This is a genomic window from Singulisphaera acidiphila DSM 18658 (assembly GCF_000242455.2).
GTDB classification, from domain to species: domain Bacteria; phylum Planctomycetota; class Planctomycetia; order Isosphaerales; family Isosphaeraceae; genus Singulisphaera; species Singulisphaera acidiphila.
The window spans coordinates 6,946,054-6,968,985 of the sequence record NC_019892.1 but is presented as its reverse complement, the minus strand read 5'-3'; the positions used below and the strand labels follow the sequence as shown (position 1 = coordinate 6,968,985).

General features: G+C 64.1%; 7 protein-coding genes. 5 read left to right on the top strand and 2 right to left on the bottom strand.

Annotation, left to right across the window (positions count from 1 at the left end; genetic code table 11):
- Window positions 1-25 precede the first annotated feature (25 nt).
- Together SINAC_RS27305 and SINAC_RS27300 are read right to left on the bottom strand one after the other, a co-directional pair.
- Window positions 26-4,912: a type I polyketide synthase gene (locus SINAC_RS27305; RefSeq protein ID WP_015248802.1), complete on the bottom strand. Its 4,887-nt coding sequence runs from the start codon at window positions 4,910-4,912 to the stop codon at window positions 26-28.
- A 76-nt stretch (window positions 4,913-4,988) separates the two neighbouring features.
- A complete protein-coding gene (locus tag SINAC_RS27300; RefSeq protein WP_154673820.1) occupies window positions 4,989-12,377 on the bottom strand; it encodes a type I polyketide synthase in 7,389 nt (2,462 codons plus the stop codon).
- A gap of 594 nt (window positions 12,378-12,971) precedes the next feature.
- On the opposite strand from SINAC_RS27300, the gene SINAC_RS27295 reads away from it, so the two are divergent.
- From SINAC_RS27295 to menC, 5 genes are all read left to right on the top strand, one after another.
- Entirely contained in the window at window positions 12,972-17,264 is a 4,293-nt protein-coding gene (locus tag SINAC_RS27295; RefSeq protein ID WP_015248800.1) for an amidohydrolase family protein, read from the top strand.
- A 210-nt stretch (window positions 17,265-17,474) separates the two neighbouring features.
- Window positions 17,475-18,530 (top strand): ComEC/Rec2 family competence protein, encoded by a 1,056-nt coding sequence (locus SINAC_RS27290; protein ID WP_015248799.1) that lies wholly within the window; start codon window positions 17,475-17,477, stop codon window positions 18,528-18,530.
- A 103-nt stretch (window positions 18,531-18,633) separates the two neighbouring features.
- Window positions 18,634-19,980, top strand: a complete 1,347-nt coding sequence (locus SINAC_RS27285; RefSeq protein WP_015248798.1) for a M16 family metallopeptidase — start codon at window positions 18,634-18,636, stop codon at window positions 19,978-19,980.
- Complete coding sequence (locus tag SINAC_RS27280) at window positions 19,977-21,509, top strand: M16 family metallopeptidase (RefSeq protein ID WP_015248797.1); 1,533 nt, start codon at window positions 19,977-19,979, stop codon at window positions 21,507-21,509. Before SINAC_RS27285 ends, SINAC_RS27280 begins: the two co-directional genes overlap by 4 nt.
- Window positions 21,510-21,824: 315 nt before the next feature.
- Window positions 21,825-22,931, top strand: coding sequence for an o-succinylbenzoate synthase (gene menC, locus SINAC_RS27275; protein ID WP_015248796.1), 1,107 nt, complete (start codon window positions 21,825-21,827; stop codon window positions 22,929-22,931).
- Window position 22,932 lies beyond the last annotated feature (1 nt).

Sequence of the window (22,932 nt, the reverse complement as noted above, 5' to 3'; positions counted from 1 at the left end):
ATGTGACAGGCCAGCAACCTTGTTTTCACGACGGCCGGTCTCCCACAGTCCAGGCCCAAACAAAGTCTTTCGTCCGGGCCGTCACGACGCGAATCGCCGGGGGTTCCCATTGCGGATTCGTCGTGGGATTGACCGAGCGAAGTATCAAGAAGACTTCGCCCGTCAACTCATCGACGCGGGACACGTCGAAATCACACCAGGTCTCATCTTGATTGAGGCCAAGGGAATTCCGCAACGCGTTCTTGGCACAGGCCAATCGTCCCTTCCATTCCGTTCGCCGAGATTCGTCAGGGGCAATCGGATCGAGAACGGGCGACTCGGCGTCGGGTAAGACTTCCTCAAGCGCCATGATCGCAATCCCTGGCCGCGCCTCCGGGTCGCACGCCGCCAAGGCGATCGCCACGCCCTCGGTGTGCGCCATCGCGACGACCGGCCGATCCATGCGCGAGGGGTCGCCCAGGAAGCGGATCGATTGCCCGCCGTGCGGGTCGGTCTCGACGGTGAGATCAGCCGGGTACATCGGGGGCTCACCGCGATCGTAGAGCAGGCGCCGGGCTGCTTCCTTGGCCGCCACTCGACCCCAGAGGTGAAGCGTCGCATCGCGGTCGGAGCGACCTTCGTTCTGAACGGCTCGACGCTCCTCCGGTCCGAGTTGTACCCACTCCAGGACGTCCCGCCAGATCGGCCTGCCGAAATCGATCGGCGGCTCGAGCCACACGGCGTGCAGCTCTCGCCCCGTTTCGTCCGTCCCCCCCGATCGCAACGGCAAGGGCTCCCCGATGAACCAGCGAGCCGGCTGTCGGAAGTGATCACGACATCGGACCGGCCAGTAAAAGCGCCAGTCTTCCCAGCCGGTGATCCGCATCCAGACCCGGCCGTTGGCGGCGGCGACGTCGGCATCGACCCGAACCAGGTGCCGCGACTGCTCTCGAATGGCGATTTGACAGGAGACCTCGGCTCCCTCGGGCGGGTCCGTGCCGAAGAAGGCGATTTCCGCGACCCGAAGCGGGAAGATCACATGCCCTTCGTCCAGTTGATCCATTCCCCAGCATCCCAAAAGCTGGGTAAACGCATCGAGCACGATCGGATCGGTGTGAAGCGCCAGCGGCTCCGAGTCGCGGAGGAGGCCACGAAGCGGTAACACCCGCAAGGTCCCCTCGATGCCCCAAGGCGCAGACCGGCCGAGACCGACGATGGCCTGCATGGCCGGACCGTGGAACAGCCATTGATCGTCGTAGACATCTTCGGCTTTAAATCGACACTCGCGTGCCGACTCGAGCGCCAGGGGCGGAGCAAAAGGGCTTTTGGGACGCCCCTCGCCGAAGATCACTCGCCCTTCAACGACTTTCTCTTCGACACCCCTGCCTTGCGCTCTGGCTGTCCCTTTGTTCGTGATGACAACCCGAACCTCGTCGGGCGTGGCAACGTCGCGCCAGGCGTGAAGCTCGAGCCGAACCGGCTCCGCTTCATACCGAATCCACTTGAGCGCCTGGACGTCGCGAAGTGCGATGACGACCAAGTCGGGCACGAGCACGCCGGCCGCTTGCGCCAGCATTTCGGCCATGACCGTGAACGGGACGACGGGCAGGCCGTTCCGAGCGGGGTCGAGCGCGGAGATTCGCCGACCACCCAGCGTGTGGTGCTCGGCCACCGGGTCACCCTGAACGTCAAGCCAGCGCGTCGAAACCAGTTCACGGCCTGGTTCCAGCCGGTCGATCGAGCCCAGCCAAGGTCCAAGCCTGGATGGCTCGGTCGGAGACGTCGGGGACAGGTCCGGCGCATCGGGCGCGGAATTCTCCTGGCTCCGGGGCGCGATATACGCCCCCATCACCTGCCTCTGAGTCTCCAAGAACGCGTCCATCGTGCGCAGGTGCTCGAGGATCATCGCGTCATGAAGCGACATCGAAGTCGGATCAAGCGCCCCGTTGGACTCCTGGTGTGTCTTGGCATGGCCATTGGTATGAGGCCACGTCGCCGGGATCGGTTCGTGCTCAGAAGGAGCGACCCCATTGGTAGAGGGAACCGCTCCGCTGGCGCGATCCCGAAGCCGTGCCACAAGGCTTGGCGAAAGGCGGAGCTCGGGAAAACCGACTGCAAGCGACGGCAGCGGCGGTGGTACCGGCAGGTCATGATCGAGGTCGACCCAAACCGGCTGCCGGCGCTCATAGAGGCGATTGGTCCGCAAGGGGACCCCTTGGGCGTAGAGCGAAGCCACCAGATGATTCAGTTGGGTCAAACCCGACCGCCTTGGCAAATTGGCGGCGACGGCGAAGTGGGGCCGGTCGCGGAGGATGTCGTCGACGAACCCGGTCAGGTTCCCTCGCGCTCCCACTTCGACAAAGGTTCGGATTCCATCCCGGTACATCGCCTCAATCGTGTCACGGAAGGCGACCGGCAGCGCCCACTGGTCGACGGCCACCTGGCGGATCTGCTCAACGTCTCCCGACAAGCGGCGAGCGACCGCGCAGGAGTAGACGTCCACCTTGGGACGGGCAAGCGGCAAATCCTGGAAGAAGGCGCGAACAGGCTCGATCGCGGTCGAGAAGGCCGCCGTATGGTAAGCGCGATCGAAGGGCAAATCTTCGCAGATCAGGCCGTTGCCACGCAGTCGGGTGACGACCGCCTCGACGAGCTCAGAGGGACCGGCCAAGACGACCTGGTGAGGGCAATTGTCGATCGCGATGCTCGTCCCAGGGCCCACCTCCTGAGCGATCCGTTCGACCGTGTCACGGTCCGCCGCAATGGCGACGAGCCGAGCGGTCGGCACCTGCCCTGACTCTACGAGCCGCTCGAAGACTCGCCCCAACTCTCCGAGCGAGGATTCGAGTTGGCGGTCGACGCTCAACGAGCCTGCCGCGGCTAAGGCCAGGAACTCGCCACTGCTATGGCCGAGAACCGCGTGAGGACGGAGGCCTAGGCCCGCCAGTAGCTGGTGCAAGGCCCACTGCGCAGAGAGGACCACATTGGTGGCCATGCCGACCGACCAGAGGCGATCGCCCTCCGGCCCCCCCCCAAACAGAACTTCGCTCGGCAACGTGCCGGAATCTCGCTCCCGCGCGATCTGGTCGGCGGTGTCGAAGAGGGCCCGGACTTCGGGAAAATGAGGGCAGAGGTCGGCCAGCATCCCCGGATATTGCGAGCCTTCGCCCGGGAACAGAAACGCCAGGGTTTCCGACCCTGTGGAAGGCTTGTCCCAGAAGTAGGTCCCCCGGGCATCTCGGATCGAAAGACATTTCGGATCCGACAGACGTGCCACCACCGCCTGAAGCCGTTCGCGGAGTTCGGCCGGTGACTTGACGACCAGGCCCACGCGATACGGCCCGGCCCGATCCCCTTGGTTCAGGGTAAACGCGAGATCCTTCAGTGAAACGGCCAGGTTCAGGTCCCGGCTGAGCCACGCGATCAGGCCGGTAGCGCGGGCGATCCAGGCCCCGCGATCGGCCGCGCCCAGGAGAATCGCTTCGGTCTCCCAACGCGCCTGGGGACCAGGGTTGGTTCCATCCGCCGACGGACTGTGCTCCTCGAGGATCGCGTGGGCACTGATCCCGGCGAAGCCGAACGCGTTGACCCCGGCTCGCCTTGGGTGGTCGCGATCGCCATGAATCCAAGGACGCCTGATCCCGTTGAGCGCGAACGAACTGGTGTCGCCGGCCAGCAAAGGGTGGGGAGCGTCCCCCCCCGGCGCGGGGAGGAGGACCCGGTTATGGATCGAGAGCGCGGTCTTGATCAGGGCGGCGATGCCGGCCGCAGGCATCGCGTGCCCGATCAAGGCCGAGACACTCCCGAGACTGCGACGGCCCCAGGGACTCCGGGGAAAGACCGCATTCAAGGCCCGCAGTTCCGCGCGGTCAGAGGCTGGTACGCCGAGACCGTGGCCTTCGACCAGGCCGATCGTCGCGGGATCAATTCGAGCTTGCTTGTAGGCGCGGCGAATGGCTCGGGCATGGCCACGGGCGCTGGGCGTCGCCAGGCCGGTCCTCCGCCCGTCGCTCGCCAGCCCCACCCCTTTCAAAACGGCGTAGACCCGGTTGCCGTCGCGCTCGGCATCCGCGAGTCGCTTGAGAACCACGACGCCGACCCCTTCACCGGTGAGTGTGCCGTCGGCGTCACTCGCAAACGGCCGGGCCCGCCCTTGCCGGGAGAGGGCTCCAAGCTGGGAGAAGACCATCGGGAAGTCGACATCGACGGCCAGGTAGACGCCCCCGACCAGCGCCAGGTCCGCTCGCTTCTCGACCAGGGCCCGCGCTCCCAGGTCGAGCGCGACGAGTGACGAAGCACTGGCGGCGTCGACCACGTAGTTCGCGCCTGTCAGGTTGAGTCGATTGGCGATCCGGCCGGCTGTCGCGTTGGTGATCTGCCCTGTGATCGTGGCGGGGCCGAACGGGGGGAGACTCGACTTCAGGTTGGCGCGAATCGCCTCGAAGACCGACTCCTCCCAGTCCGGATGGAGCTCACGGAGAAGCGCCACCGTTTGGGCCACGATCCTACCGTGCTGGAGGCGAGTTAGATTCCCGCGATTGAAATAGTTCCCCCGGCCAACAACGACCTCGACTCGCCTGGTGTCGGGCATCCCATCGCTCATCCCGGCGTCCGTCAACGCCTCCCTGGCAGCGTCGAGGACCAGGTACTGCTCGGGTTCACCACCGGCAACGGCCAACGGCATGACCCCGTGACGCGACGGGTCGAATTCGATCGGAGCGTCGAGATATCCTCCACGTTGACAGTACACGCGATCGTTGGAGTCGGAGGCCGGATCGAGGAAGACGGCAGGGTCCCATCGATCTGCCGGCACGTCGCTTGTGCAGTCCCGCGCCTCCAGGAGATTCTCCCAGAAGGATGCCAGGTCGCGCGCGCCGGGGAATCGACAGGCCATGCCAATGATCGCGATGTCGAGCGGACGGCCAGGCTTCATGGAAGGATAAGTCTCGACAGCGAGTGATTGGGGAAAACCGACCCAAGAATCAAGCGACGCTCCGAATCCGAAAAAATCAAGACATTACAAAGTCTTCATTGATTCTCTCGAGTTCGCGACCAGCTCGCGACGGCTTCTCGTCGGGATCGAGCAGAGAGCCGATTTCCCCGGCAATGACAACCTCAACTTCCCCCTTGCGGCCCAACCTGAGCTCGTCCGTCAGCCGATGGGCATCCTGGTCGGGGGAGATCATCCCCAAACCTTGCCCTTGGAGATGACTTTCCAGGTCGGACACCATCCCCACGCCTGACCAAGGTCCCCAGTTCACGGAGACGACCCGGCCGGCCCAACGGCGATCGAGCCAGAGGGCCAGCTTGTTCAGAGTCTCGTTGGCAGCCGCGTAGTCGACCTGGCCACGATTTCCGAATCGGCCCGCCACGGACGAGAAGAAGGCGGCGAATCGAAGCGAATCGGGATCGAGCAGGCTGGCGAGATTCAGCGCCCCGTCGAGCTTGGTGCCAAGGACTCGATCGTAAGACTCGAGCGTTTTGTCGCGAAGCAACTTGTCGTGGATGACCCCCGCGCCGTGGATCAGCCCTCGGACGGGTCCGAACCGGGCCTGCCAGCGAGCTAGCACCGTTCGGAGGGCCTCGAGATCACGAACGTCGACCTGGGCGTAGTCGACCTGGGAACCGAATGTGCGGAGGCGTTCGAGATTGGAGCGGATCTCGCGCTGGCGGCGCAGGGTTTGATAAGCACGCTCGAGTTCGACGAGACCAGCCCCCTGCTCCTCCTCGGTCAGACGCTGATGAAGCAAGGACTTCAGAGTCGCCGGATTCGTGACTCCGACCGTGAGCCGACTTTCGTCTTCGCGAGGCAAGGGGGTCGTACCGACCATGAGAAAGGTGGGCTTCCAGCACTTTGCCATCTCGGTCGTGAGCACGGCCGTGATCCCACGCGCCCCTCCCGTGACGAGGATTGGCTCTCCCAATGCCGGTTGCCATTCCGAGCGTCCGGCCACCGACAAGGGACTCTCCACCACTCGCAGAGCAACCCGGCTCCGATCGAGGTAGCCGACTTCGGTCCGACGGTCTCGGGCCTCGATCTCATGAATCAGATTGGCAGCCACGGTTGTGGCCTCTTCCCGAGGGTCGAAATCCACAACCCGAACGCGAATCGCGCGGCACCATTCACGAGCGAGCGTTTTGACGATTCCCGCCACTGCGCCTTGGCCCGGAAAAAAGTCGTCGGAAGCCGCGCCGGCGCTGGCAAAACTTCCCCCCATCGCCGTGCAGGCGATGAGACACGCCCCCCCCTGCTCGGCCGCCCTGGTCAGATCGTCGGCCCCCGCGCGAGCCAACAAGAAGAGACCACGGGATTCCGGACCCATCCGGGCCGACCAGAGCTGAGAATCGAGCCCGGCCGATCGCCCATGCTGTAACGGCAAGGCATGGATGATCCCGGCCAACGGCCCCTGATTCCGAAGTCGTGCAAGTAATGCGTCGACAGCCGCCGGAGACGTCAAGTCGACCGACTGCACGTCAGAGTCGGATTCATTCGAGCCCGCCGAGGAGTGGCCAACCACGACGACCGGATGACCTTTGGACCGAAGCTCGCCGGCCAGAGCGTGACTGACTCCCCGGCCGTCATCGGTGACCAGCAACAGCCCGGAAGCCGCGAGCCCCAGGTCCCCCCCCGACGTTCGCGATAAGGGCGCGGCGACCGCCTTGAGGGTCAGCCTGCGGACGAGGCTCCCATTCTTTGCGGAGCGTTGTGATAAGGCATTGGCGTGACCGTTCGTTGCACTCTGGGCAGGCGTGTGAGCAGAAGCGGGAGCCGGAACCAAAGTCGGCTGGCTCGATTTCAAGCCCCGTTCGACCTTCTCGACGATCGCTCCCAGCGTGCGGGCACGCGAAAGCTGATCCATCAAGTCCGTATTCGACCCAAGGCCTGAACCGGGCAAGACCTCGCGTAACGTGCCCAGGATCTCGACCCGCTTGATCGAGTCGATGCCAAGGTCAGCCTCGAGATCGAGGTCGAGGCGGAGCATCTCGGCCGGGTAGCCCGTGCGATCCTGGACGATCGAGAGGAGTCGGGCGGCCACGTCGATTGAGGTCTCCGGCGATTCGACCGGGACGGGTGTCGGTACGACAGGTTCCGGGCGAACTTCAGTCGAAACCTTGGCCGAGGCGGGCTGCACGGCTTCACTCGGAACGGCTGGGGGCTGAGGTGCCGATTGGCCGTTAGGGGCTGGTGACGCAAGGTTCTCATGACTCGGGCGAATGGCCGCCTGGCTCGGCGTACCTCCGCTCGGTGTGCCCAGGAACCCGAGCATCGTCTCTCGCTGGACTTCCAGAAACATCTGCATGGTTTTCTGGAATGCTTCGAGCACCCGCTCCCGCCCTTGATCGGCGACCGGAGGGTTCGATCGAACGGGAGGGGGCATGACGATCTCGGGGGCCTTCTTGCCATTCTTGGAGGGAGACGGGAGAGGGCCGTTCCCATTGCCATTGGAGGAGGGAGTCGCGTGCACAGGATTTAAACCAGGTTCGGGCAAGGGGAGTGCGGGACCAGGCCCCAGGCGTTTCGGCTCAGGGCCGTTCGCCGGCCGCGCCCGGGATCCATTGACCAGCCAGGTCGACGCCTTGATCGCGGCGGGATTCGAGCCAGGCACAAACGTGACCCGATCGAGAATCGTCGCAGTTCGACCGGCGGTCAGTGGCTCGAGGTGGAGCGGCAGGCCGGCAACGAACAGCCGGGCGAGGGCATGGAGCAAGCCGGGAACGCCGGGTCGGCCTGATGGGTCGCAAGCGACGGCGAGATGCGATCGCCCACCCAGGATCGAACCGACCAGGGAGGTGAGCGTCGCGCCGGGGCCGACTTCGATGAAGACGCGAGCACCCGCGTCATGCATCGCCTCAATCATTGAGGCGAACCGCACCGGACTCGCAACGTGAGCGCCCACCTGCGCAGCGATGGCCGTGGGATCGTCCGTGTGGCGAGTGCCGGTTACGTTCGAGAAGACCGGGCATTGAGGCGACTGCGGGGCGAGAGAGTTTGCCAGTTCCGCGAGGGGACGGCATGCCCCGGCGACGATCGGGGAGTGGAACGCACAGGAAACCGCAAGCTCCTGGCCGCGAAGCCCCGACTGCCGAGCTCGGCCGAGAGCAGCCGCAACGGCGTCGGAGCGACCCGAGACGACCGTCTGCCTCGGCCCATTCCAGTTGACCGCGCTGACCCCTTCGAGCCCTTGGAGCAGCGTCTCGACTTGATCAGGGCTTGCGGCCAGGGCAGCCATCATGCCGGGCTGATCGCCGGCGGCAGCCTTGATGAATCGGCCTCGCGCTTCGGAAAGGCGGACCAGGGCCTCGAGGGAGTAGACGCCCGCCGCGTGCAGCGCCACGAGTTCGCCGTAGCTGTGGCCGGCCACCATGTCGGGCGCAACATGAAGCGACTCGAGCAGCCACAAGAGTCCCAGGCTCGCCCCCCCTAGCGCCGGTTGGGCGACCTCGGTTTCGGCCAAGGCTTTTTTCTGCCGGTCGCGTTCTTCGGCCTGAAACGCGGGGGGCGGAAAAACGACCGGCGAAACGAGGGGTTTCCCCTGCTCGCGAAGGACGTTGTCGAACGACTCGAAGCCGCTACGAACCTCGGGAAAGAGGACGGCCAACTCGCCGAGCATGTCGACGCGTTGCGCCCCTTGGCCGGGGAACAAGAAGGCAACCCGATTCAACGAGTCGCTCGCCGCTTCGGCAAAGGCGATTCCTCGGGGGTCGTGAAACTCGGCGACGCCCTGCGCGATCGTCGCTCTCGCCTGATCGACCTTGGCCCGAACCTCGTCGAGCGTGGAGGCCACGATGGCCAGCGAAAGGCCGGTCGCGCCGAGCGAATTCAGCAGCGTGTGGGCTAGGTCGCGAAGCGCGGGCTTGGCCCCTTGTTCGAGGGCGAGCGACAGCCTCTCAAGGTCCGCGAGCAGGAGTGTCCGGTCGGCGGCTCGCCAGACGAAGAGCTCGGCCGGCCAGTCGCGGAGTGGGGCCGATGCGGCCGCCGGCGCTCCTTCATAAGCCTCGAGGACAGCATGGAAGTTCGTCCCGCCAAATCCGAACGCGCTGACCCCCGCACGTCTTGGTCGTTCCTCGTCGGTATGGATCCACGGTCGCGTTTTCGTGCTGATGTGGAACGGACTCTGGGGCCGCGACGCTTGTGCGCTCGGGTTGACCACCCCGATCGTCGGGGGCAGGACCCTGTGATGAAGAGCCAGCGAGGCATTGATCAGGCCCACCAGTCCCGCAGCGCACTTGGTGTGGCCAATCAGCGACTTGACCGATCCCAGAGCACAACGACCTTCAGGAGCACCCGACTCGATAAAGACGTCATTCAGGGCATTCACTTCCGCGAGGTCACCCGCAGCCGTACCGGTCCCATGGGCTTCGACATAACCCACGGTGGCCGGGTCAATCCCAGCCTTGGCATAAGCCCGGCGCAACGCCCGAATCTGCCCTTCAGGGCGAGGCGCCGTCAGCCCTTTGGCACGCCCGTCGCTGGAAGCTCCCAGCCCTTTGATTACGGAATAGATCCGATCGCCATCACGCTCGGCGTCAGCCAGTCGCTTGAGGACCACCACGGCGACGGCCTCGCTGATCACGATTCCATCAGCGCTGGCATCGAACGGGCGACACCGGCCTCGCGGCGAGAACGCGTGCGTCTTGCTGAACGCCAGGTACGTGAAGGGGTTTTGAACCGTGTCGGCCCCGCCGAGAATCACCACATCGGCCGCACCGCTCTCGAGTTCGCGCACGGCGACGGAGGCCGCCGCCAACGATGAGCCACAGGCGGCATCGACCGTGTAATTGGCGCCTCCCAGGTCGAACCGATTGGCCACTCGACCGGCCGCGACGTTCAGCAGGATTCCAGGGAACGAGTCCTCGGTCCACTCCGGCAAGACGCCCTCACACTGCTCTAACGCCTCGCGCCCCGCGCCCGGAGCGAGGGTGTCGAGCATCGGCAGATACGAGCGGAACGCGTACCCCATGGCGAGCTGGGCCGCTCCCCCCCCCGCGCCCAGGACGACGGCCGTCTTCTCGCGCGGGAATGGTCGGTCACGATAGCCGGCGTCGTCGATGGCCGCTCGGACCGCTTCCAAGGTGAGCAGGTGGAGCGGCTCAATCGAAGGAAGGCTCGTCGGAGGCATCCCATAGCGGAGCGGGTCGAACGCGATCTCGGGGACGAAGCCCCCCCATTTGGAGGTAATCTTGTCGGGAGCCTTGGGGTCGGCGTCATAGTAGAGCCGCCAATCCCAGCGGTCGGCCGGAACCTCGGTGATCGCATCGATCCCGTGAAGCGTATTCTCCCAGAAGGTCCGGACGTCCCCGGCCCCCGGAACAATCGCAGACATGCCGACGATGGCGATGTCGCACGGCTCCGCTTTCGACGAAGCCAGCGGCTCGGAGGCCGCCAAGGCGTCGGCCAGCCGATCGATTCGCCCCATCCCCCCCGCACTGATATCCTGATGAAGCGCGGCGATCGTCGAGACGCCCTGGCGAAGCGTGGCCGCCTGGCCGAGCATGTATAATCCGCGCGTCGTCTGGCTCTCGGCGGCGACTCCAACCAACGGCGACCCGGCCCCATTGTTTCGCTCGATCCCCTTGGCGGCGATCCGGAGCCGGCCCGCGTTCATCCCCTCCAGGGCGGTTCGAAGTTCCTCGTTGGAACGTCCCGCCGCCAGCAGCCGCTTCCGCTCGAGCTCGAACGCTTCGACGTACGGGGTCGGACTGACCCGTACTTCGTGACCGGGGCCCGTCTCGAGGAGAACCGTCTCGGTGCAGCGCACCGCTTCATCTTGAAACTTGGCGACGATCGCGCCCGTGGCGACCGCCTCGGCCGTGAACAGGTAAGCCGTTCCAATCAAGACGCCGACCCGAACCCCTCGCCTGGCCAAGGGACCGGACAAGGCCGCCACCGCCGACGCCGATCGCGCGTCATGAATCCCGCCCGCGAACAGGAGGTGGACCTCGTCGGGCGTCCCCCCCTTCTCCAGCATCTCGTGCACGACCTCGACAGCCTGCTCCCAGAGGAGCAAGCTCGATCGCGGCCCGACATGACCACCGCACTCGCGTCCCTCGAGGACGAACCGGCGCGCACCGTCATTCCAATATTGCCGGAGCAGGCCTGGCGACGGGGCATGGAGATAGGTGGCAATCCCCTCCCGCTCCAACTCTTGCGCCTGGTCGGGTCGCCCCCCCGCAATCAGCGCAAACGAGGGCCGAGCGCGGCGGACCTCCTCGATCTGCTCAAGCCGCAGGTCGGGCGGAACAAAGCCGAGGATTCCGACTCCCCACGCTGATCCATTCAGACGCGCGGCCGTCTCAGTCAACAGCCGGCCGATCTCCGGCCCGCGCATCAAGGCGAGAGCGAGGAACGGCAAGGCTCCCCCTTCCGCCACGGCTTCGGCAAATGCCGCCAGGTCGCTCACCCGGGTCATCGGCCCTTGAACGATCGGATAGCGTGTCCGATGAGAGCGGGCCAGCGGCGAGTCTTCGTCGAGGGGGCGAGCGCTCCGAGCGTCGCGAAGCCCCAGGTCGATCGCACGCTCGACGGCCTGAACGATTCCCCCGACAGTGACATGAGTCCGGGCCAGGCCCCCTGCGAGCGCGGCATCTTGACCGACGGGGCGGACCTGCCCCTCACTCCAGCCCACTTCACGTCGAAGGGCCGACTCCCAGGCCAGGCGCCCCTCGGTCGCGGCCTGCTTGAGCCTGGCGAGCGCGGGCGAACCTGGCTCCGCCTGAATCCGAAGGAGGTCCCCTACCTCGCGGCCCACGAGAATCGTCTCGCTTCCATCCCAGCGCTCGATCCGCCGACGCAGCGAAGCCTGCAACGGCGATTCCTTCGCCAGCAGGACGGCTCCGTCGAGCACGACCCCCGCCGCCCCCGCCGCCACGCACGCCGAAGCCGATCGCAGACCGATCCCACCCCGGACCCAGACCGGTGGCGCGTTGTTAATCCCGAGAGCCGCTTGCAGGAGGATGAAGGACGACTCCTCCGCAACCCGCCCCCCCGCCTCGTTCCCCGCGACAATCAAGGCCTCGAATCCCGCCTCGGCCGCCGCCCGGCACGATTCCCGCGAGGTGACCTCGGCGACCGCCACGCGATCAGAGCCGCTCAGGATCGCACGTAAGCGACTCCAGTCCTCTCCCCCGGCCTCGACGACAGCCACCATCCCGAGGTTCGACGGGAAACTCGCGACGACCGCCTCATCGAGCGCGCAGGCGGAGAGGCGAAGACCGAACGTCTGTCCCTTGAGGAACTTCGACGTTCGATGCAGGACCTCGAGATCGACCTCGGCGCGGAAATCGAACCCGCGATCGAGGATCCCCATCGCACCCGCCCGACATGCGGCCACCACGACGCCAGAATCGCGCTGTCCGCTCGGAGCAACCGCCATAACCCGTGGAAGAAGCAGTGTCATGAGGCAATACCACACTCAGGGGCACGGTCCGAATGAACAGTCAAGTGTAGCCAGTCCCAGCGCGTAGTCAAAATAAGAACCGTGGACAATCTAGGTCGTGTCTGCTGTTTAATTCGATTAGAACGGTTTGACCGTCCCACTATAAACGGCTCGGAAACCTCGACTTTCGTGCGGAATTGCGCCACATCGTCCTGTTCATTTGCAAACGGTATCGTTCGGCCGCAACTCCAGAAGTCAGTGGCCCGTGTGGACACAGTCGATCCGTAGGGAGCAAAGCTTAGCGGCCTCGACGATACTCTTCGTCGATCGGCGCGGTTTTGTTGAGTAACGAACGCTTTCCCTCTTCTTTCTTTCGACCCAACATCGTCAAAAGAACGAGAAAGGACTCAGAAAATTCCCGACGGAAGTGAGTAGGCCGCACCCTTGCCCGTGGTGGGTCGGAGATGATATGACGGTAGGAGCAAGGATCTGCAACGGAAATCGCGAATCTTTGCAGACTCGATCTCTCCGTTGCGCGGCTCTCTTCCACCTCTCCGGAACGAGCTTAGCCGAACTCTATATTCCCGACGCCGTTCGCCTTGGGAGTCATTTGTGATGACGAGCGCCGCTCGGATTCGGCTCTGGGTCCGCATTTCCGTCCTCGGTACGGTTGCGACCATCCTCGCAGCCACTCCGCTCATTTCGGCCGACGATCCGATCGGTTACCGGCCCGCCGCCACGGCGATCCAAGGGGCCAAGATCGTCGCCGGGCCGGACAATAATACGATTGAGAACGGAACCATCGTGGTTCGCGACGGGCGAATCGACGCGGTCGGTCCCAGCGACAAGATCGCCATCCCGCTCGACGCCGAGACGATCGATGGCAAGGGGCTCGTCGTTTACCCTGGGTTCATTGATCTCTTCACGACCATCGGGCAATCTCCCAACACCGTGCGGTCGCGGTCGGGTGCAGGCCGGTCGATCGATTACAAGGAGTCCGCCCTGGCGCGGACACCCGAGGACAACCGTAACGGACTGACCCCCGAATTTGAGGTGGCCTCGGCATTCAGCCTCAGCGAATCCCAGGCTGCAGAGCGGCGAAAGCTGGGATTTACGGATCTACTCGCTGCGCCTGCCGGGGCGATCGCGACCGGGCAGAGTGCCCTGATCAGCACCAGCGGAGGGCCGCGCCGCGAGGTGATCGTGCGCTCCCCGATCGCACTTCACATCAACCTCCGCGCCCCGTTCGAACCGGCCCCCGCAAATCCCGACGACGATCATGCGGCTCCCTCGATTCGGCTCCGATCGCTCGGACGCTACCCTTCGGTCTTGATGGGGGTGGTTGCTCATCTTCGCCAGGCAATGCTCGATGCCGAGCACCAGCACGCCTTGAAGGCAAATCCGAAGGCGGGTACTCCCCGGTTCCTCTACGACCCCGCGCTCGATGCGCTCCAGGCGGCCCGAACCAAGACTCTTCCCGTCTGGTGGGAAGCGAACTCCCAGGATGAGATCCATCGGGCCTTGGATCTGGCCGAGGAGTTCGGCACGACGGCCGTAATCGTCGGCGGACGCGAAGCGAGCAAGGTGGTCGATCGACTCAAGGCGCTGAACGTCCCGGTCGTCTTGCGACTCGACTTTCCCGATGAACCGAAGGTTCCGTCGGAGTCAGACTACCGCAAACGAGACCTTGCCGATCGCACCGAGCCGTACCAGGCCCTCATCGCTCGGGCCACGCGTTGGAAGGAGCAGGTGGACACGGCGCAAGTCCTTGCAAAAGCCGGCGTGCGATTCGCCTTGGCGAGCGACGGCCTCGCCAAGGCCGAGCATTTCCCCGGACAACTCCGCAAGCTGATTGCCGCTGGCCTGTCGCCCGAGACAGCGCTCGACGCCCTGACGCAAGGCGCCGCACAGATCGCAGGGTTGGATTCGCTGCTGGGAACCCTCGAGCCAGGCAAGCTCGGACACCTCGTGGTCCTTTCGGCCCCCTTCGGGGAAGACGAGGCCAAGGTCCGCTACGTCCTGGTCGACGGCGCCAAGTTCGAGGTCGAAAAGAACAGCGTCTCCAAGAAGGCGGATCCGGAGTCGAAGCCAGCCACGCCACGCCCTGAAGCGAGAGGCGAAACACCGAAACCGAAGGCCGAAGAGGCAAAGCCCAAGGAAACGGCCAAAGCGGAAGCCACACCGAAGGCCGCAACGCCTCCTCCCGCCCCCAAAACGATCGAGGACCAGCCGTCGCAAACCCCTTTTCTCGACGTCGCCACCGAATTCGACCACAACCGCAAGCCAAAGCTCGAGACCAAGGGGAACGTCCTGATCAAGGACGCGACCATCCTGACCATCGCCAAGGAAGGGACGATCGCCAAGGGGTCGATCCTGGTCCAAAACGGCAAGATTGCCGCGGTGGGACCAGACCTGGCTGCGCCCGAGGGAGTGACCGTCATCGACGCCACCGGCCTGGTGGCGATGCCCGGGATTATCGACTCCCACTCGCATATCGCCATCCAAGGGGGGAGCAACGAGTGGAGTCTCTCGGTGGTCCCCGAGGTGCGCATCAAGGACGTTATCACGGGGAATGATCCGGCGATCTACCGGGCCCTCGCGGGAGGAACGACGACCGCGAGGATCCTTCACGGATCGGCCGACACGATCGGCGGCCAGGACGCCGTGATCAAGCTGAAGTACCGCCAACCGGCGCGTGACCTGATCCTCAAAGATGCCCCGCAAGGGGTCAAGTTCGCCCTCGGAGAAAACGTCACGCGCAACCCAGGGCGGTTTCCGAACACGCGCATGGGGGTCGAAGCAACGATCGACCGAGCCTTTCAGGAAGCACGCGTTTACCAGGAGCAGTGGAAGGCGTTCGAGGCGGCCAAGGCAGCGGACAAGTCGGTTCTGCCGCCGCGCCGTGATCTCCGGCTCGAGGCGCTGGCACGAGTGCTCGACGGCTCGATCAAGATCCACAGTCATTGCTACCGCAGCGATGAGATCCTGATGCTGATGCGCGTCGCCGCTCGCCATGGCGTGCGAGTCCAGTCGCTTCAGCACGTGCTCGAGGGTTACAAGATCGCCCCGGAGATCGCCGCCCATGGTGCCACCGCCTCGACCTTCTCCGACTGGTGGGCCTACAAAGTCGAAGCGTTCGACGCCATCCCCTACAACGCCGCGTTGATGGCCGAGGCGGGAGTCTCCGTCTCCATCAAGAGCGACAGCGAAGAGCTGATCCGGCACCTCAACCTCGAAACCGCCAAGATGGTCAAGTACGGCGGAGCGACCGAGGGGCAAGCCCTGGCGATGATCACGATCAACCCCGCTCGGGAACTCGGGCTCCAGGACCGGCTCGGCTCGATCGAGGTGGGCAAAGATGCCGACATCTCGCTCTTCAACGCGCACCCACTCGACGCGTTTGCGCGATGCGAGCTGGCCCTGATTGACGGAGAGGTCTGGTTTCAACGCTCCGAGAAGAACGGCAAGTTTGCGTTGCGACCCGGCGATCACAAAACGATGCCGACCTCGAGCAGCGAGGCGCGGGCGCGAGTCCTGGACATTCCGCGCAACCCGAAAGAGGTCTACGCTCTGGTCGGCGCTTCGATCCATCCGATCAGCGGCCCGGACATCCCGAACGGCACCCTGGTCATCAGCGAAGGCAAGATCAGCGCAGTGGGAGACGCCGAAACAATGGTTCCCTCGTCGGCCCAGACGATTAATCTCCAAGGTCTCGACATCTGGCCAGGCATGGTGGACGCAGGGACTCGACTCGGCGTCTTTGAGGTGAATAGCCTCCCCGAAACCCAGGATGACGCCGATTCGGCCCAGTTCGAGCCCGAGCTTCGCACCAGCACCGCGCTCCACCCCGACAGTGAGATTATTCCGGTATCAAGGGCCAACGGAATCCTGAGCGCCTATGTCCAACCGTCGGGAGGCCTCATCGCAGGCCAGGGTTGCGTCATCCAACTCAACGGCTGGGTGCCCCGCGAGATGGTCATTGCCGACCCCGTGGCCTTGCACGTGACGATCCCCCGCCACGTCCCTCCTGAGATTGAAGGACCGGGCGTCGCTCGGCGCGAGGGCCCCGACCCGATCAAGAAGCGAGCCGAACAGATTGAGTTGATCGTGGAGGAATTCCACCGTGCCCTTGATTACGACAAGGTGCTCAGCGACTCCAAGGAGAAACAGGCCGAGGCCCCTGCCCCCGACCTTCGCCTCGCCGCACTCGTGCCGTATGCCAAGGGCCGGAAGCCGGTGATCTTCCACGCCGAGCACCGCACGGAGATTCTTGATGCCCTCAAGATCGCCGGCACCCTGAAGCTCAAAGCGATCATCTCGGGGGGCGCCGACGCCTGGAAAGTTGCCGACGCCTTGAAGACAGCCAAGGTGCCCGTCCTGATCGGCGGAACGCTTCGAACCCCGGGTGAACCGAGCGATCCCTACGATGCTCCCTACGCGAATCCGGCCCGCCTGCACGAAGCCGGCGTGAGCTTCGCGATCCGATCCAATCCGACCGGGGCGCAACAGGCGACGGCGTCACGCAACCTCCCTTACGAAGCGGCGATCGCGGTCGCCTTTGGCCTCCCCGAAGCCGAGGCGCTCAAGGCCGTGACTCTCGCCCCCGCGCAAATTCTCGGGGTCGCCGAGCAGGTGGGGTCGCTTGAGACCGGCAAGCGGGCGGATCTCATCATCACCGCCGGCCACCTGCTCCAGCCGACGACCGAGGTCAAGGCGATCTTCCTGGACGGTAAGCCAATCGATCCTGAGAGTCGTCACACCATTCTCTACGAAAAGTACCGCCGTCGGCTCGCCGAAGTTCGCGCGGGGACGGCGATCCTCGGGATCGACACCCCGAAGACTCCGGCTGCTCCGGCCCCTTCCGTCGCCACTCCTCCCGCAACCAGCGTCCCCTCGGGTCAGGAATGAATGGGACAGGACGAAGGTTGTGAGTCGTGCCGCGGTGATCGTACAAATTTCAGTCGGAAGCCAAACGGAAAGCGTCCCGCCGCGCCCTGTTCTTGCTGATTGCACCTTGCTCAAGGGGCAACGGGCAAGCCTGGCGTGACTTGGATGTTGGATGAATGATCAGACAGGCTGATCCCTGACCTTTGATCCTCGAACGCAGGAGCAAGATCGATGCGGCCTTGGCTTCGAAACATCAGTGCGGTTCTGGCGGTGGGCTTGCTGCTCGGGGCGGACAAGCCGTCGGGTGATCTCGACATCTACTTCATCGACATGCAAGGCGGCGCCGCCACCTTGGTGGTCACCCCCGAACGGGAGTCGATCCTCCTCGACTCGGGTTGGCGTGGCTTCGAGGACCGCGACCCGAAACGAATCGAGCACGTCTTGAAAAACGTGGCCAAGCTCGATCAACTCGACCACTTGATGACCACGCATTGGCATGCCGACCATTTCGGTGGTGTTGAAGGACTGGCAAAGCGGGTGCACATCGAGCAGTTCTGGGATCGCGGTCTTCCCGACCCCAACGCCCCCGACAACGACAAAGCCGCCTATCCCGACGGACCGAAGCCGAACGACCCGGCCGGGATCGCTTATCTCAAGGCGAGCGCCGGGCGGCGAAAGTCGTTGAAGGCCGGAGACACGGTCCCCCTCAAGGGGAATGTTTCGATGCTTGTCCTCGCCTCGGGCGGACAGGTCATCCCAACCCCTACCGGGCCGCTCAATCCGTTGAGTGAATCGGCCCCGCCCGACCTGGAGGTTGACCCGAGCGATAACGCGCGCAGCCTCGCTTTCCGGATCCGCATGGGCCAGTTCGACTTTCTTGACTGTGGCGACCTGACTTGGAACGTCGAGAAAGCCCTCGTCTGCCCCGTCGACCGAGTCGGCCCGATCGACCTCTATCAGGTTACGCACCACGGGCTCTCGATCTCCAATCACCCGACCCTGCTCCAGACGATCGCCCCCACCGTGACGATCATGAACAACGGTCCCAGAAAAGGGGGAGACGCCGCGACGGTCCAGCGCTTGAAGACGATCCCGTCGATCAAGGCCGCCTATCAGCTTCACAAGAACGCGGCGACCAGCGCGGACGACAACACCGACCCGGCCCTGATCGCCAATACCGACCCGGCCGGCGGCCAGTTCATTCATGTTCACGTCACCCCCGACGGCGGCAAATTCTCCGTAAAATTCGGCGAGGATGGACCGACGCGGACGTTCGATTCACGTTGAACCCCGAGCTCGGGAATGCGAGGGCGGGCTCATCGGGGCACGATGACGAGGACCAAGCCTAGCCCAAAGACGCCCGCCTGCGCTGTCCCCAAAGGAGCAAACGATGCGCCTACAAAGTCTCATCCTGCTGACCCTCTCGCTCATCGCTTCGCCCGCGATAGGCCAGGAGGCGAAGCCCGAAAAGATCTTCCCCTATCCCACTCAGCGGACGGACCTCGAGAATGGTCTCTCCGTCCTCACGGTCCCGTTCGATTCGCCCGGGATCATCGCCTACTACACGGTCGTGCGAACCGGCTCCCGCAACGAGGTTGAGCCAGGCCTGTCCGGCTTCGCTCACTTCTTCGAGCATATGATGTTCCGCGGCACGGAGAAGTATCCGCAGGAGAAGTACCAGAGCGTCGTCAAGGCCCTGGGCGCGGATGCCAACGCGTTCACGACCGATGACTGGACCTGCTACCACATGACGGTCCCCTCCTCGGCACTCCCCACCGTGGTCGAGGTCGAGGCCGATCGGTTCCGCAACCTCCAGTACGACAAGGCCGACTTCCAGAAGGAAGCGCGAGCCGTCCTGGGTGAATACAACAAGAGTGCGTCATCGCCGTTCCTGATCCTCAACGAAGCGATGCAGGATAAAGCCTATACGACGCACACCTACAAGCATACGACGATCGGATTCCTGGCCGACGTCAAGGATATGCCGAATCAGTTCGACTACAGCAAGAAGTTCTTCGACCGTTGGTACCGGCCCGAGAACTGCACGATCATCGTCGCCGGCGACGTCGATCACGATCGCCTCATGTCGCTGGTCCGCAAGGAGTATGGGGGCTGGGAACGGGGCAAGTCATCGGTGACGATTCCGGACGAGCCCGAGCAAACCGAGCCACGCTCCGCGCGGTTGACCTGGCCGTCGCCCACGCTGCCGGTCCTCTATCTCGGTTTTCACATTCCGTCGGCCGACCCCCGAAACCAAGACATCGCCGCACTCTCAGCCCTCGCCCAAGGGGTCTTTGGGGAGACCAGCCCGCTCTACAAGAGCCTCGTTCTCGACGAGCAAAAGGTCGTCCTCCTCGCGGCCGATGCCGAGTTGAAACGCGATCCGGCGATGTTTACCGTCGTGGCTCGCGTGCGACAATCGGCGGATCTGGACGCAGTCCGCAAACGGATCGAAGACGCCCTGGCCGAAGCGGCCAAGTCGCCAATCCCGGTCGCTCGGCTCGAGGCCATCAAGTCTCACCTCCGCTACGCGTTTGCCAATTCGCTCGACAGTCCCGACGCGATCGCCATGGCCGTCAGTGAGTCAATCGCGCTCACCGGCCGGCCCGACTCGATGGAAGAACGCTACGCCGCCTACGACCGCCTCACCCCCGATGACCTACAGCGGGTCGCAGGCCGCTATTTCGCCCCGACGAATCAGACCGTGGTGATCCTCGAATCGGAGAAATCAAAATGACCGCGACCCGACGCGCCACGCTCGGCGGGATCCTGGCCCTCGCCCTTTTTCCGCTCGGTGACCACGCCTTGAGCCAGGACGCGGTAAAGTCCACGGCCAAAGGGGAGCCTTCCTCCCTCTCCCTTCCGTCGAAATCGACTCCACTGGTCGCAATTCGGTTCGTCTTCCGGGCAGGGTCGCAAGACGACCCGCGCGGTAAAGAGGGGCTCGCGGCCCTGACTGCTGCGATGATTGCGGAAGGGGGAACGACGGATCTGACCTATGACCAGATCCTCGAAAAGTTCTACCCGATCGCCGGGGCCCTCTCCTCGGCCTGCTTCAAGGAAACGACGGTTTTTTCCGGCGAGATTCATCGCGACAACCTCGCCACCTACTCGGCGCTGGCCACGTCGATGCTCACCAACCCCCGGTTCGCCGCCGACGACTTCGAGCGACTCCGCAACGAGGCGATCGACTTCGTCTCGAAGACGCTGCGGGGCGGCAATGACGAAGAACTCGGCAAGTGGACCTTGCAGGTGGAGTTGTACAAGAACCAACCGTACGGCCACGTTGACCGGGGCACAGTTGAGAGCCTGAAAGCAATCACGATCGGCGATGTCAAACAGTTCTACAAATCCCACTACACGAAAAGTGCCCTCAAGCTGGGAGTGGCCGGAGGGGCTGACGAGGCTGTTCTGCCCGGCCTGATCAAGAGTCTCTCCTCACTGCCGGCCGAGGGAGCGACGCCGCCTGAACTGCCGAATCCTGAGACGCCTCGTGGACTCGACGTGACGATCGTGGAAAAGACGGCCGATTCGACCGCCATCTCGCTCGGCTTTCCCCTCAATGTGACGAGGCGCGACGACGACTTCTACGCGCTCGCGATCGCCAATTCGTATCTCGGAGAGCATCGGACGTTCAACGGCAAGCTGATGCAAGACCTGCGCGGCAAGCGCGGGCTCAACTACGGAGACTATTCCTACATCGAGGATTTCGTCCAGGAAGGGATGAGCACCTTCCCGGTTCCGAACAATCCTCGCCGCCAGCAAGCGTTCACGATCTGGCTCAGGCCGGTCCCGCGCGATCGGTCGGTCTTCGCGCTTCGAGGCGCCTTGTGGGAACTCGACCGACTCATCGAAAATGGCATCCCCCCCGCCGATTTCGAGGCGACCCGTTCGTTCCTGCTCAACTACAGCAAGCTCTGGGTGCAGACTCTCTCACGGCGCTTGGGCTACGCAATGGACGGCGAGTTCTACGATCGTGAGGATCTCGTCACCGAGTTCGCGCGCCGGCTTCCGAGTATCACCGTCGACCAAGTCAACGCCGCGGTTCGCCGCCACCTCAAAAAGCCCGGCTTCAAGGTCGCGATCGTTGCCCAGGATGCTCCGGCTCTCCGTGACACCCTGCTCTCCGGCAAGCCGACCCCGATCACTTACGACACCCAAGGGACTCCCGAGAGCATCCTGACCGAGGACAAGGTCATCGAGGCATTCCCCCTCGACGACGTGAAGGTCAAAATCATTCCCGTCGAACAAATGTTCGAGAAATAAAGGTTTTCGATCAACGGTCGCCCCGACCGTTGGGATTTCTTCCGAGACGAGCGGGGAGTTCCAGCTCTCCGTTCGCCTCGGAATCGAAAACAAGAAGCCATTTGCCAGTCGCCCATGAAGAGACTACTCCGGCGGCCTGCCTGCCGAAGCTCCAGGTTTGGGGATTGAGCTTGTTCAAGTTGCAGGATCACGGCATCCTGGATCGGTGAATTCCTTGCGGGCTGCCCCTTGCGTCATCCGCAAAGCGACGAACCGACGCATCGAGATTTTTCGGACGGTGGCAATCGCCGAGCCTGTCAACCAACCTACCTATCTATGCGAATTCATCGGATCGACCTCAAGCTCGTGCGTCTTCCCCTGGTCCGAACGTTCCGCACGAGTTCGAGCACCAAAGATTCCATCGCACACATCCTGGTCCGGATCGAGACCGACAGTGGGATCGGCTGGGGCGAATGCGCTTCACCGTCCGACCCCTACTACTGTCCCGAAACGACGGAGACGTGCTGGCACATCCTGAAAGACTTTCTCGCCCCGGCGGTGATCGGTAAAGAGTGGGCGAACCTCGACCAACTCGTCGACTTCTACCGGCCTGTGAAGGGGAACAACTTCGCCAAGGCGGGTCTGGAGATCGCCTGCTGGGACGCCCTGGCACGCCACGAAGGGAAACCGCTCGCCGAGGTCTTGGGCGGGACGCGCCCGGAGATTCTCTCAGGGGTCAGCCTGGGGATCGAGCGCGACCTGGAAACGCTTTTCGGGCTCATCGAACAGTACCTGGGCGAGGGCTACCGCCGGATCAAGCTCAAGATCGCTCCCGGCTGGGATGTCGCGATCGTCCGAAGCGTCCGCGAACGCTATCCGGAGATCGCGTTGCAGGTCGACGCGAATTCCGCATACACGCTCGCCGACCTCGATCATCTCAAGCAGCTCGATGCGTTCAACCTGCTCCTGATCGAGCAGCCCTTGGCTCACGATGACATTATCGATCACGCGCGGCTCCAGGCCGTCTTACGAACTCCGGTCTGTCTCGACGAGAGCATCCACTCCGCCGAAGATGCGCGGAAGGCGCTCGATTTACAGGCCTGCCGTGTGATCAATATCAAGGTGAGCCGTGTCGGAGGCCTCCGCGAGGCGAAGCGAATCCACGACCTCTGTCTCGATCGCGGCGTCCCGGTCTGGTGCGGCGGGATGCATGAGTTCGGCATCGGCCGCGCGGCGAACGTTGCCGTTTCGAGCCTCCCTGGCTTCACATTGCCCGGCGATGTCTCCGGCTCGGACAAGTATTACCGCGAGGATCTCGTCGAGCCGCCGATCCAGGCCGACAACGGGGCCGTGACGGTTCCACGGAGTGTCGGTCTCGGCTACGAGCCGAACGAGAAGCGCATCGAGGAACTGAGCTTGCGTCAGTGGAGCTTGCCGGCCTGAA

What these genes read in the sequence shown, in the direction of transcription:
- menC (WP_015248796.1), top strand. Translation starts at nt 21,825, where the DNA reads ATGCGAATTCATCGGATCGACCTCAAGCTCGTGCGTCTTCCCCTGGTC.
- SINAC_RS27280 (WP_015248797.1), top strand. Translation starts at nt 19,977, where the DNA reads ATGACCGCGACCCGACGCGCCACGCTCGGCGGGATCCTGGCCCTCGCC.
- SINAC_RS27290 (WP_015248799.1), top strand. Translation starts at nt 17,475, where the DNA reads ATGCGGCCTTGGCTTCGAAACATCAGTGCGGTTCTGGCGGTGGGCTTG.
- SINAC_RS27295 (WP_015248800.1), top strand. Translation starts at nt 12,972, where the DNA reads ATGACGAGCGCCGCTCGGATTCGGCTCTGGGTCCGCATTTCCGTCCTC.
- SINAC_RS27285 (WP_015248798.1), top strand. Translation starts at nt 18,634, where the DNA reads ATGCGCCTACAAAGTCTCATCCTGCTGACCCTCTCGCTCATCGCTTCG.
- SINAC_RS27300 (WP_154673820.1), bottom strand. Translation starts at nt 12,377, where the DNA reads ATGACACTGCTTCTTCCACGGGTTATGGCGGTTGCTCCGAGCGGACAG.
- SINAC_RS27305 (WP_015248802.1), bottom strand. Translation starts at nt 4,912, where the DNA reads ATGAAGCCTGGCCGTCCGCTCGACATCGCGATCATTGGCATGGCCTGT.